This is a genomic window from Actinacidiphila cocklensis (genome assembly GCF_907177275.1).
Lineage (GTDB): Bacteria > Actinomycetota > Actinomycetes > Streptomycetales > Streptomycetaceae > Actinacidiphila > Actinacidiphila cocklensis.
This window is the reverse complement of the sequence record NZ_CAJSLV010000035.1, coordinates 162,199-174,380: the sequence shown is the minus strand read 5'-3', so window position 1 is coordinate 174,380 and position 12,182 is coordinate 162,199. Positions and strand designations below refer to the sequence as shown.

The window sequence follows — 12,182 nt, the reverse complement described above, 5'->3', positions numbered from 1 at the left end:
AGTTCCCCGCGCGCCCTGGGTGGGTGCCACGTGCGGTGGCGTTCGCAGTTCCGGTCCGCTCCGGCTGGCCGCCCGATTCCCCGCGCCCCTGAGGTCCTGCCCCTTGAGCTGCGTTGCTTGCCTGCGGCCGCGTCGTGGTTGCGCGCGCAGTTCCCCGCGCCCCCATGGGCTTGCCTTCTGCGGGGAGGGCGAGCCTCCGGCAGGGGCCGAATGCTGTGCGTTGGAGGACGCAGGCCAACAGGGGCGCTGGGGTACCCCCAGGCGAAGCTCTGAGGGCGGAACTGCACGACCGGCCACGGACCGGGGGAAGGTCCCGGGGCGGGGGACGGGGGCACCCCGGGGGGTCAGGGACGCGGGGCGCGAGCCAGCTGGCGGGACTGGGCCACGAGGCGATCCGCGGAGTCCCAGACCTCCGCGTCCTCCTCCAGCAGGCCGCCGGCCAGGTTGCGGGTCGTCAGGGAGACCCGCACCGGCCCGGGCGCGGGCCGGCACCGCAGGTGCACGGTCAGTTCGAGCGTCGGCACCCACCCGGCGAGCCCGAGGTCGAAAGCGGTGGGCGGCAGCGCGTCGACGGCCAGCAGCAGCGACATCGCGTCGTGGTCGCGCCCGTCGGCGAGGCCGAGCCAGCCGCGCATGTCGCCGGCGCCGGAGGGGGCGCCGATCGCCCAGCCTGCGGTGGCGGGGTCGAGCCGCAGGTCGAGCCGGTCGAGGATCGCGGTGGAGCCGACGACGGGCCCGGGCACATCGTCGGGCGCGTCGGCCGAGCTGACGCAGTCGTCGTAGGACGGCATCACCGGCGGCTTCGCCGTGGTGCGGACGTCGTCAGGGAGCGCGCCGAGGTCGCCGTACGCTGCGACGACGCGGATGCGCTCGACCTCGCGCCCGTCCTCGTCGTGCTGGTAGAGCGAGGCCTGCCCGGTCGACATGGTGCGCCCGGCGCGCACCGTCTCGGTCCTGATCACGGCGGGACCCGGCTCCGACGCCGTCAGATAGTGCGCCGTGATGGTGATCGGGTCGGGGTGCGGCAGCGTGGCCCGCAGGGCGCGGCCGACCATGGCGAGCAGGTAGCCGCCGTTGACGGCCCTGATGATCGTCCAGCCCGCCGACAGCTCGGCGTCGTACGTGCCGGGCTCGCCCGGCCTGGCCACCACCGCGGTGTCGCGGTCGAACTCGCTGTCCTCGATGGCCGCACGGGCCGCTGCATATGCCATGAGTCGATGTTACCCATCAGTAGGCGCGGGTTGTCCAGGCCGGTAGGAGCCCGAAGTGCACAACGCTGAGCGCCCGCTTATCTCTTCCGGTCGGGCGTACCGAAATCGCGCGCCCCACTGATGGAGTGGATTCCCCGCCCGTGCGGCGCCGCGCTCGATCGCCGGACCACGCTTCCCCCGGTGGACGGCTCGCCGGTGGCACCGAGCCAGGTCGACGCCCGCAGCCTCGGCTTCCTGCCGCCGGAGGGCTGCCGGGCGCACCGCTGCCCGCCCCCTGTGGATAACCCGGCGGCCCGCCGCGGACGGGCCGTTACCCTGGACGGGTGAACGACTTCCCCCATCCCCCCGAGCGCCGGCGGCTGCGCGTGCTCGCCGCCATGAGCGGCGGCGTCGACTCCGCGGTCGCCGCAGCCCGCGCCGCGGAGGCAGGGCACGACGTGACCGGCGTCCACCTGGCGCTGTCGGCGAATCCGCAGAGTTTCAGGACCGGTGCCCGCGGCTGCTGCACGGTGGAGGACTCCCGGGACGCCCGCCGCGCGGCCGACGTCATCGGCATCCCCTTCTACGTGTGGGATCTCGCCGAGCGCTTCCGCGAGGACGTGGTCGCGGACTTCGTCGCCGAGTACGCGGCGGGCCGCACCCCCAACCCCTGCCTGCGGTGCAACGAGAAGATCAAGTTCGCCGCGCTGCTCGACAAGGCGCTTGCGCTGGGCTTCGACGCGGTCTGCACCGGGCACTACGCGACGGTGGTCACCCGCGAGGACGGCTCCCGTGAGCTGCACCGGGCGAGCGACGCGGCCAAGGACCAGTCCTACGTGCTCGGCGTGCTGGACGAGCGGCAGTTGGCGCACGCGATGTTCCCGCTCGGCGACACCCTCACCACCAAGGACGAGATCCGCGCCGAGGCCGCCCGCCGCGGCCTCGCGGTGGCGAAGAAGCCCGACAGCCACGACATCTGCTTCATCGCCGACGGCGACACGCAGGGCTTCCTGGCCAAGAGCCTCGGCAGCGCCGAGGGCGCCATCGTCGACGAGACCGGTGCCCAGGTCGGCACCCACGAAGGGGCGTTCGGCTTCACCATCGGCCAGCGCAAGGGCCTGCGGCTAGGCATCCCCGCGGACGACGGCAAGCCGCGCTATGTGCTGGACATCTCGCCGGTCGACAACACCGTCACCGTCGGCCCCGTGGAAGCCCTCGACGTGACCGCGCTCACCGCGATCCGCCCCCGCTGGTGCGGCACCCCGCCGAGCGGCGCCGCCGCGTACACGGCGCAGTTGCGCGCCCACGGCGAGGACGTACCGGTGACCGCGGAGGTCGTCGGCGGCGAGCTGCGCGTGCGCTTCGCCGACCCGGTGCGCGGTATCGCACCGGGACAGGCCGTGGTGCTCTACGACGGCACGCGCGTCGTCGGCTCCGCGACCATCGCCACCACGGACCGTGCCACCACCCGCAACCAGGAGAAGCCCTCGGTGACCGTATGAACATCGGCGTCTTCCTGTCCGCCGCCGACCTCGGCAAGCAGTACACGGAGCCGGCCCGCGAGTTCGGCAAGCTGCTCGGCGACGGCGGCCACACCCTGGTGTGGGGCGGCTCCGAGTCGGGCCTGATGAAGGTCGTCGCGGACGCCGTCCAGGAGGCCGGCGGCCGGCTGGTCGGCGTCTCGGTGGTCTTCCTCCACGACAAGGCGCGCACCAACGCCGACGAGATGGTCGTCGCCGCCGACCTCGCGGAGCGCAAGGCCGAGCTGCTGCGGCGCTCCGACGCCGTCGTCGTGATGGTCGGCGGCACCGGCACCCTGGACGAGGCGACCGAGATCCTGGAGCTGAAGAAGCACGGGCTGCACGGCAAGCCGGTGGTGCTGCTGAACAGCGCCGGTTTCTACGACGGTCTGGAGCTGCAGCTGCGCAGGATGGACGCCGAGGGCTTCCTGCCGCTCCCGCTGTCCGAGCTGGTGTACTTCGCGGCGGACGGCGCCGACGCCCTCGCGTACCTCCGGAAGCAGCTGTGAGCGGCCCGCGCATCCACCTGGTCACCGGTGCCGGCTCCGGCATCGGCAGCGCCGTCGCTCAGCGGCTGCTGGAGCGCGGCGACGAGGTGTGGCTGCTGGCCAGGGACGCGGGGCGGGCGAAGGAGCTGGCCGACCGCCACCCCGGTTCCCGCACCCTGGTCGGCGACCTGGCCGAGCCCGCCCGGCTGTCCTGGGCGCTGGGCCACCAGTCGCCGCCCGACCGGCTGGACTCGCTGCTGCACATCGCGGGCACCGTCGAGCTGGGCCTGGTCGGGGACCTCACCCCGAAGGTCTGGCAGCAGACGCTGGCCGTCAACCTGATGGGTCCGGCCGAGCTGACCCGGCTGCTGCTGCCGCAACTGCGGCTGTCCCGCGGCCACGTCGTCTTCGTCAACTCCACGTCGGGGCTGAGCGTCAGCGGTGAGTGGAGCGCGTACGGCGCGAGCAAGTTCGGGCTGCGCGCGCTGGCCGACGCCCTGCGCGCGGAGGAGCACGCGTCCGGTGTCCGGGTCACCTCGGTCTACCCGAGCAGGACCGCGACCCCGATGCAGCAGAAGGTCCACCAGCAGGAGGGCAAGCCCTACGACCCGGCCCGCTGGATCGCCCCCGAGTCCGTGGCCACCAGCCTCCTGACGGCCCTCGACCTCCCCCGCGACGCCGAACTCACCGACCTCACCCTCCGCCCGGGCGCCTAGGCACTGTCCTCGGTGGCCGTGCGGTCCGGTGGGGACGGATCGCCGCAGCCCGGAGGGCTTACCCTTCCGGCGTGAGCAACGACGTACAACTCCCCGAGGCCACAGCCACCGGTGTGGGGTCCATGCCGGGCGGCGACGCCCGCGAGGCGGCCCGGGTCGCCACCGAGGCGACCCAGGGCATGGCCTTCCTCCCTGAACTGCCCGCCCGCGGCCCCGGCGCGGACATGATCGGCCGCAGCCTGGGGCTGCTGGCCGAGATGTACGCCCGGGTCGAACCCAGCGGCTGGCGGTTCGGCGACCGGCCGGGACGGGACACCAAGCGGGCGTGGTCGTGGCTGGGCGAGGACCTGGACGCCCTGGAGGAGTTCACCCAGGGCTACCAGGGCCTGCTCAAGGTCCAGGCGGTCGGCCCGTGGACGCTGGCCGCGTCGGTGGAGACCCGGCACGGTGAGGCCGCGCTGCGCGACCCGGGCGCCTACCGGGACCTGGCGGGCTCGCTGAGCGAGGGCCTCACCGCCCATCTCGCCGACGTCCGCCGCCGGGTCCCGGGCGCCGACGTCGTGCTGCAGCTGGACGAGCCGTCGCTGACGGCGGTGCTGCGCGGGCAGATCGGCACCGCCAGCGGCTACCGCACCTACCGCGCGGTCGACCGGACGGTCGTCGAGTCGGCGCTGCGCGAGCTGATCGCGGCGGCGGGCGTGCCCGTCACCGTCCACTCCTGCGCTCCCGACGTCCCCTTCGCGCTGCTGCGCAGGGCCGGCGCGGCCGGCATCTCCTTCGACTTCGACCTGCTCACCGAGCGTGACTGGGACGAGTTCGGCGAGGCCGCGGAAGCGGGCACCGCACTCTTCGCCGGTGTCGTGCCCGGCGAGGACGCCCCATTGTCAGACCCTGCCGGTAGCGTGAGTGGTGTTCGGGCGCTGTGGCGCAGGTTGGGACTGGCACCGGGGGCATTGGGGTCCTCCGTCGCCGTGACCCCTTCCTGCGGTCTGGCGGGGGCCTCGCCGGCCTATGCCCGTGCCGCTCTCGTGCACTGCGCGAAGGCGGCGCGCTCGCTCGTCGACAACCCTGAGTAGTGAGGAAGGACGGGGTCGTGGAGGACACGGAGATTCCCGCGGAAGCCCGCGAGGAGCACGCTCGCGTTGCCGAGCAGGTCGAGGAGCACCGCTTCCGTTACTACGTCAAGGACGCGCCGGTCGTCAGCGACGCCGAGTTCGACAAGCTGCTGCGCAGCCTGGAGGCCCTCGAGGAGCGGCACCCGGGCCTGCGCACCCCGGACTCGCCCACCCAGAAGGTAGCGGGCGCGTACGAGACGGAGTTCGTGTCCGTCCAGCACCGCGAGCGGCTGCTGTCGCTGGACAACGCCTTCTCCGACGAGGAGTTGGGGACCTGGGCCGACCGGGTCGCCGCCGAGCTGGGTGCGCCGGACAACGAGCGCAGCCCGTACCACTTCCTGTGCGAGCTGAAGGTGGACGGCCTGGCGGTCAACCTGACGTACGAGCGCGGCCGGCTGACCCGGGCGGCGACCCGCGGTGACGGGCGGACCGGCGAGGACATCACCCCCAACGTGCGCACCATCGCCGACATCCCGGACCGGCTGGCCGGCGACCGGGTGCCCGAGCTGGTGGAGATCCGCGGCGAGGTCTACTTCCCCGGCGAGAAGTTCGAGGAGCTCAACGCGAGGCTGGTCGAGCAGGGCGACAAGCCGTTCGCCAACCCGCGCAACGCGGCGGCCGGTTCACTGCGCCAGAAGGACCCGCGGATCACCGCGTCGCGCCCGCTGCGGATGGTGGTGCACGGCATCGGCGCCCGCGAGGGCTTCGACATCGACTGCCAGTCGCACGCCTACGGGCTGCTGCACGAATGGGGCCTGCCCACCGCCCGCTACAACAAGGTGGTCGACTCGCTCGCCGAGGTGCGGGAGTTCATCGCCTACTACGGCGAGCACCGGCACGACGTCGAGCACGAGATCGACGGCGTGGTCGTCAAGGTCGACGAGATCCCGCTGCAGGGCCGGCTCGGCTCGACCTCCCGCGCCCCGCGCTGGGCGATCGCCTGGAAGTACGCCCCCGAGGAGGTCAACACCCGGCTGGTGGAGATCAGGGTCGGCGTCGGCCGCACCGGGCGCGTCACGCCGTACGCCGTGGTCGAGCCGGTGACGGTGGCCGGGTCCGAGGTGGAGTTCGCGACCCTGCACAACCAGGAGGTCGTGAAGAAGAAGGGCGTCCTGATCGGCGACACGGTGGTGCTGCGCAAGGCCGGCGACGTCATCCCGGAGATCCTCGGGCCGGTGGTGGACCTGCGGGACGGCACCGAGCGGGAGTTCGTGATGCCCGCCGAGTGCCCGGACTGCGGCACCGCCCTGCAGCCCATGAAGGAGGGGGACATCGACCTGCGGTGTCCCAACGCCCGCTACTGCCCCGCCCAGTTGCGGGAGCGGGTCTTCTACCTCGCGGGCCGCCGCAGCCTCGACATCGAGGGGCTCGGCTACGTCGCCGCCACCGCGCTGACCCAGCCCCTTCAGCCGCACGAGCCGCCGCTGAAGGACGAGGGCGACCTGTTCGGCCTCACGATCGAGGAGCTGCTGCCGATCCGGTCGTACGTCCTGGACCAGGACACCGGCCTGCCCAAGCGCGACCCGGAGACCGGCGAGCCGAAGATCGTCACCTTCTTCGCCAACCAGAAGGGCGAGCCGAAGAAGAACGCGCTGGCGATGCTGGAGAACATCGCGGCCGCCCGGGAGCGCCAGCTGGCCAGGATCATCACGGGCCTGTCCATCCGCCATGTCGGCCCGGTCGCGGCCGCCGCGCTGGCCCGCGAGTTCCGCGACCTGGACCGGATCGGGGACGCGGCCGAGGAGGAGCTGGCCGCCGTCGACGGGGTGGGCGCCACCATCGCCGCCTCCGTCAAGCAGTGGTTCGCCGAGGACTGGCACCTGGAGATCCTCCGCAAGTGGCGGGACGCCGGGGTGGTCTTCACCGAGGAGGGCTCGGACGAAGGGCCGAGGCCACTCGAAGGGCTGACGGTGGTCGTGACCGGAACGCTGTCGACTTATACCCGGGATGGCGCAAAAGAGGCGTTGGGCAGCCAGGGTGCGAAAGTCACCGGGTCGGTGTCGAAGAAAACGGACTTCGTCGTCGTCGGCGACAACCCCGGTTCCAAGTTCGACAAAGCCGTCCAGCTGAAAGTGCCTGTTCTGGACGAGAACGGCTTCGCGGTGCTGCTCGCGGACGGCCCGGAGGCAGCCCGGCGAAACACGGTGAATCCCGTGGAAACGGACACCCCCGCCGAGGCCTCACCTGACGCGGAATCGGACGGTGAATCCGGCTGAATGGACCGGGGATGTCACCCGATCGGCCTATATCAGAATACGTCGATGTGCCTGGTCGCATTCGGGCAACCACGGTCGATCGGTGCCCGGGACGGCACAAGGCGGCCTAGTGTTGAGACGCGCGCCCGCCGGGATGAACGTTCCGGCAGCACATGCGGAACTCGACCGTGGGCAGGGCGCGATGGACCTGCTTGCCAGACGGGCTGCGAGAGGGACAGGCATGCGACCGACGGAGAGTGCCAGGGCGGCGCCGCCGCAGAGTGCACCCGCACCCGCGCCCGCGGTCGCGCCCCCGGCCCTCACGCCGTCGCTGTCCCGCACGCTGGTGCGGCGCGCGGCACCGCCGGCCGCCGCGGTCTGCCTGGCGGCCGGCGTCATCCGGGTACTGCGCCACGGCCACGCGCTGTTCCCCTGCGGCACCGCCGGCTGGGGCTTCGCGATCCTCACCGGCATCATCGTCGGCCACCTGGTGGCGATGGGGCGGGACCGATGGTGGGGCGGCACCGGTTCCGGCGCCGCCCTCACCCTCGCCATGCTGATGGTCCACGGCTGGGTGCCGGCGGTACTCGTCAGCCTCGCCGTGGTCACCCTGGTCGGCGCCGCCCGCAGGCACCGCTGGCGGCAGGCCGTGCTCTACGGCTCGATCGACATCCTCGGCATCGGCGCCGGCGCCCTGATGCTGGCCCTGTGCGGCACCCGACCCAGCGTCGAACACCCCTGGCACCCCGCGGACTGGACGGTGACCGCGGTACCGATCGTCATCCTGGCGGCGCTGACCTACCTGGCCACCACCCGCGCCCTGCTGTGGTGCGCCTTCGCACCCCGCGGCGCAGGACTGCCCACCGTCGCCAGGTCGGCGCTGATCCGGCAGGGCATGTTCGGCGGCGCGCTGCTCGGCATCTCCCCGCTGATCCTGGTCGTCGCCTGCGACAAGCCGGCGCTGCTGCCGCTGTTCTCCGTACCCCTGATCGCGCTGGACTCGACGCTGTGGATCGCGCACGCCCGCGCCGAGGAGCAGTTGCGCGACCCGCTCACCGGGCTGCCCAACCGGCAGTGGCTGCTGGAGCGGGCCTGGACCGCCCTGGACGACGCCCAGGAGGACTACGAGCGGGCCGAGCCCGGCTTCCTGGCCGCCAGCGGCGGCAGTGGCGGTGGCGGCACCCATCCGCCGGACGGCTGCGGGCGGGTCGGGCTGATCCTGATCGACCTGGACAAGTTCCGTTCCGTCAACGACACCCTCGGGCACCTGGCAGGCGACCGGCTGCTGGTCCAGGTCGCCGACCGCCTGCGGCTCGCGCTGCCGCGCGGCGCCGAGGCGGCCCGGCTCGGCGGCGACGAGTTCGCCGTCCTGCTGCCCGGCTGCGACTCGCCGACCCGCGCCCAGCGGATCGCCAGGACACTGGTCGCCGCGCTCGCCTCGCCCCTCAGCCTCGACGGCCTCTCGCTGGTGCTGGAGGCCAGCGCGGGCGTCGCGGTCTTCCCCGACCACGCGAGGGACGCGGAAGGGCTGCTGCGGCGGGCCGACGTGGCGATGTACCAGGCCAAGCGGGACCGCAGCGGGGTCGAGGTCTACGAGGCCGCCAGGGACGGCAACACCCCCGACCGGCTCGGCCTGCTCGGCGACCTGCGCCGGGCGCTCGACGCCGGCGACGTCGAGCTGCACTACCAGCCGAAGGTGCGCTTCGACGGCCGGGTGGCCGGCCTGGAGGCGCTGGTCCGCTGGGAGCACCCGGAGCGGGGCCGGGTCAACCCCGAGGAATTCATCACGATGGCCGAGACGTCCGGCCTGATGCCGCTGCTGACCGAGTACGTCCTGGACACCGCGCTGGCGCAGGTCGCCGACTGGCGCCGGATGGGCCTCGACGTGCCGGTCGCCGTCAACGTCTCGCCGCGCGACGTCCACAGCCCCGGTTTCGCCGGCACCGTCGCCGCCCGGCTGGCCAGGCACAAGGTGCCGCCGGGGTCGCTGCAGCTGGAGATAACGGAACACGTCCTGCTGGAGGACCCGCAGCGCGCCGCCGATACGCTCAACGGCCTGACCGGCCACGGCGTCAAGATGTCGCTCGACGACTTCGGCACGGGCTATTCGTCGCTGGTGCACCTGCGGCGGCTGCCCGTCAGCGAGCTCAAGATCGACCGCTCCTTCGTGGCACGGCTCGTGGTCGACACCGAGGACGCGGAGATCGTGCGCTGCACGGTCGACCTCGCGCACTCGCTCGGCCTGATGGTCGTGGCGGAGGGCGTCGAGGACGACGAGACCTGGGAGCGGCTGCGGGACCTGCACTGCGACGCGGTGCAGGGGTGGCTCGTCGCCGCCGCGATGCCGCCCGACGAGGCCACGAAGTGGCTTCTCGCCCGAGGGGAACGCGGCGCCCTGCCGGCCGCCGTCGCCGGCCCCCTCCCGGCCCTCCCGGCCCTCCCGCCCGTCCCTGCGGACACGCCTACCGTCCCTGCGGTCGAACGGGCCTAGCCCTTCGGCGGGGCCGAGCACTTCGGCGGCGCCGAGCTTCCAGGGGCGCGTGGCTGCGTCTGCGGCTGGCGCCGCGTGGGCGCGCCGTCCCGCCGGGCGTCGTGTGGCGACGGACCGCTACCGCATCCAGGCGGCTCTGGGGGCGGAACTGCGCCACCAGCTCCCACCGGCGCGCGGGTCGCCACCGACCCAAAGGGGCTGTTCCGTCCGCGCCGGACCACCGGCCGGTGGCCGGCCGCGCGCGCAGTTCCCCGCGCCCCTGGGCGGCACCGCCCGACGTAGAGGCACCCCCCAGCCACCGCGGCCCGCGGGTGGGCGTCCTCCGCGCCGGGGGAGCCGGGCAGCCCCCCGGAGGGGGAAGTGTTTCGCGGGATGGGGGCGGCGGCCCATAGGATTGGGGGCCACACCGTCGTCTCACCCCGCAGAGGATCGAAACCGCATGCCTGGCATCACGCGTGAGGAGGTCGCTCACCTCGGCCGGCTGGCACGTCTGGAACTGTCCGGGGACGAGCTGGACCACTTCGCCGGACAGCTTGACGACATCATCGGCGCGGTCGCCCGCGTCACCGAGGTGGCCGGCGAGGACGTACCGCCGACCTCGCACCCGCTGCCGCTGACCAACGTCATGCGGCCGGACACCGTCCGCCCCTCGCTGACCCCGCAGCAGGCGCTGTCGGGTGCTCCCGCGCAGGAGCAGCAGCGCTTCAAGGTGCCGCAGATCCTGGGGGAGGACTGATCGCGATGACGGACATCATCAGGCTGACCGCCGCGCAGACGGCGGAGAAGATCGCGTCGGGCGAGCTGACCGCGGTCGAGGTCACCGAGGCGCACCTGGCCAGGATCGAGGCCGTGGACGAGAAGGTGCACGCCTTCCTGCACATCGACCGGGAGGGCGCACTGGCGCAGGCCCGTGCGGTGGACGCCAAGCGCGCCGCGGGCGAGCCGCTGGGTCCGCTGGCCGGTGTGCCGCTGGCGATGAAGGACATCTTCACCACCGAGGGCGTGCCCACCACCGTCGGCTCGAAGATCCTGGAGGGCTGGCTGCCGCCGTACGACTCGACGGTGACCAAGCGCCTCAAGGCCGCCGACGTGGTGATCCTGGGCAAGACCAACATGGACGAGTTCGCCATGGGGTCGTCCACCGAGAACAGCGCGTACGGGCCGACGGGCAACCCGTGGGACCTGACGCGTATTCCGGGCGGCTCGGGCGGCGGCAGCGCCGCGGCGCTCGCGTCGTACCAGGCGCCGCTGGCGCTCGGCACCGACACCGGCGGCTCGATCCGGCAGCCCGCCGCGGTCACCGGCACGGTCGGTGTGAAGCCCACCTACGGCGGGGTGTCCCGCTACGGCATGGTCGCCTTCTCCTCCTCGCTCGACCAGGGCGGGCCGTGCGCCCGTACGGTGCTGGACGCGGCGCTGCTGCACGAGGCGATCGGCGGCCACGACCCCCTGGACTCCACGTCGATCGACGCGCCCGTCCCGCCGGTGGTCGAGGCCGCCCGCAGCGGTGACGTCCGCGGGATGCGCATCGGCGTCGTCAAGGAGCTGGGCGGCGACGGCTACCAGGCCGGCGTGGTGCAGCGCTTCGACGAGTCGGTCGAGGTGCTGCGCGAGCTGGGCGCCGAGGTCGTGGAGATCTCCTGCCCGTCGTTCGTGTACGCGCTGGCCGCGTACTACCTGATCGCGCCGTCGGAGTGCTCCAGCAACCTGGCCCGCTTCGACGCGATGCGCTACGGCATGCGGGTCGGCGACGACGGCACGAGGTCCGCCGAGGACGTGACCGCGCTGACCCGCGAGGCCGGTTTCGGCGCCGAGGTCAAGCGCCGGATCATCCTGGGCACGTACGCGCTCAGCTCCGGCTACTACGACGCCTACTACGGTTCGGCCCAGAAGGTCCGCACCCTGATCACCCGGGATTTCGAGAAGGCCTTCGAGTCGGTCGACGTGCTGGTCTCGCCGACCACCCCGACCACGGCCTTCCCGCTCGGCGAGCGGGTCGACGACCCGCTGGCCATGTATCTCGTCGACCTGTGCACCATCCCGGTCAACCTGGCGGGCAACGCGGCGATGTCGCTGCCCTGCGGGTTGGCGCCGGAGGACGGTCTACCGGTGGGACTGCAGATCATCGCCCCCGCGCTCAAGGACGACCGGCTCTACCGGGTCGGCGCCGCCGTCGAGGCCGCCTTCGTGAAGAAGTGGGGCCACCCGCTGCTTGAGGAGGCACCCCAGCTGTGAGCACCAAGGGCAAGAAGAAGGGCAAGGCCGGTACGTACCTGGCCATCGGCAGCACGCTTTTCGCCGCGTTCAGCAACGTCAAGAAGGTCCGTACGGCGCGCGGCGAGCACGACAACCTGCAGCTGGTCGACGGTCTGATCCGGGTGGCCGCGGTGGCCACCGGCGTCGCGCTGCTGGTTCGTGAACTGCGCGAACGCGACGACAACCCGCTGACGGACTGACAGAGCAGGAG

At 72.8% G+C, this 12,182-nt stretch carries 10 protein-coding genes; 9 read left to right on the top strand and 1 reads right to left on the bottom strand.

From position 1 onward, the window contains the following. Positions 1 to 344: 344 nt before the first annotated feature. Positions 345 to 1,211, bottom strand: a complete 867-nt coding sequence (locus tag NFU81_RS05735) for a thioesterase family protein (protein ID WP_251485622.1) — start codon at positions 1,209 to 1,211, stop codon at positions 345 to 347. Positions 1,212 to 1,534: 323 nt separating this feature from the next. Here NFU81_RS05735 and mnmA point away from each other — a divergent pair, with 323 nt between their 5' ends. The 9 genes from mnmA to NFU81_RS05690 all read left to right on the top strand — a co-directional run bounded on the left by mnmA (position 1,535) and on the right by NFU81_RS05690 (position 12,171). Further along, positions 1,535 to 2,692 carry a tRNA 2-thiouridine(34) synthase MnmA gene (gene mnmA / locus NFU81_RS05730; protein ID WP_274037836.1) on the top strand — a complete coding sequence of 386 codons (1,158 nt, stop codon included), beginning with the start codon at positions 1,535 to 1,537 and terminating at the stop codon, positions 2,690 to 2,692. Then, on the top strand, positions 2,689 to 3,219 hold the full coding sequence (locus tag NFU81_RS05725) for an LOG family protein (protein WP_251485620.1): 531 nt from the start codon (positions 2,689 to 2,691) through the stop codon (positions 3,217 to 3,219). Before mnmA ends, NFU81_RS05725 begins: the two co-directional genes overlap by 4 nt. Beyond that, complete coding sequence (locus tag NFU81_RS05720; RefSeq protein ID WP_251485618.1) at positions 3,216 to 3,914, top strand: SDR family oxidoreductase; 699 nt, start codon at positions 3,216 to 3,218, stop codon at positions 3,912 to 3,914. Before NFU81_RS05725 ends, NFU81_RS05720 begins: the two co-directional genes overlap by 4 nt. A gap of 122 nt (positions 3,915 to 4,036) precedes the next feature. Further along, on the top strand, positions 4,037 to 4,990 hold the full coding sequence (locus NFU81_RS05715; protein ID WP_251485703.1) for a methionine synthase: 954 nt from the start codon (positions 4,037 to 4,039) through the stop codon (positions 4,988 to 4,990). Positions 4,991 to 5,007: 17 nt separating this feature from the next. After that, positions 5,008 to 7,245, top strand: a complete 2,238-nt coding sequence (ligA, locus tag NFU81_RS05710) for an NAD-dependent DNA ligase LigA (RefSeq protein WP_251485616.1) — start codon at positions 5,008 to 5,010, stop codon at positions 7,243 to 7,245. A gap of 220 nt (positions 7,246 to 7,465) precedes the next feature. Further along, positions 7,466 to 9,715 carry a putative bifunctional diguanylate cyclase/phosphodiesterase gene (locus tag NFU81_RS05705; protein WP_251485614.1) on the top strand — a complete coding sequence of 750 codons (2,250 nt, stop codon included), beginning with the start codon at positions 7,466 to 7,468 and terminating at the stop codon, positions 9,713 to 9,715. 439 nt (positions 9,716 to 10,154) lie between these two features. Next, positions 10,155 to 10,451, top strand: a complete 297-nt coding sequence (gatC, locus tag NFU81_RS05700; protein ID WP_251485612.1) for an Asp-tRNA(Asn)/Glu-tRNA(Gln) amidotransferase subunit GatC — start codon at positions 10,155 to 10,157, stop codon at positions 10,449 to 10,451. Between the two features lie 5 nt (positions 10,452 to 10,456). Further along, entirely contained in the window at positions 10,457 to 11,950 is a 1,494-nt protein-coding gene (gene gatA, locus NFU81_RS05695) for an Asp-tRNA(Asn)/Glu-tRNA(Gln) amidotransferase subunit GatA (protein ID WP_251485611.1), read from the top strand. Further along, the gene (locus NFU81_RS05690; protein WP_251485610.1) at positions 11,947 to 12,171 is read left to right on the top strand and encodes a hypothetical protein; all 225 of its coding nucleotides are present in this window, start codon (positions 11,947 to 11,949) and stop codon (positions 12,169 to 12,171) included. Before gatA ends, NFU81_RS05690 begins: the two co-directional genes overlap by 4 nt. The last annotated feature ends 11 nt before the right edge of the window (positions 12,172 to 12,182 follow it).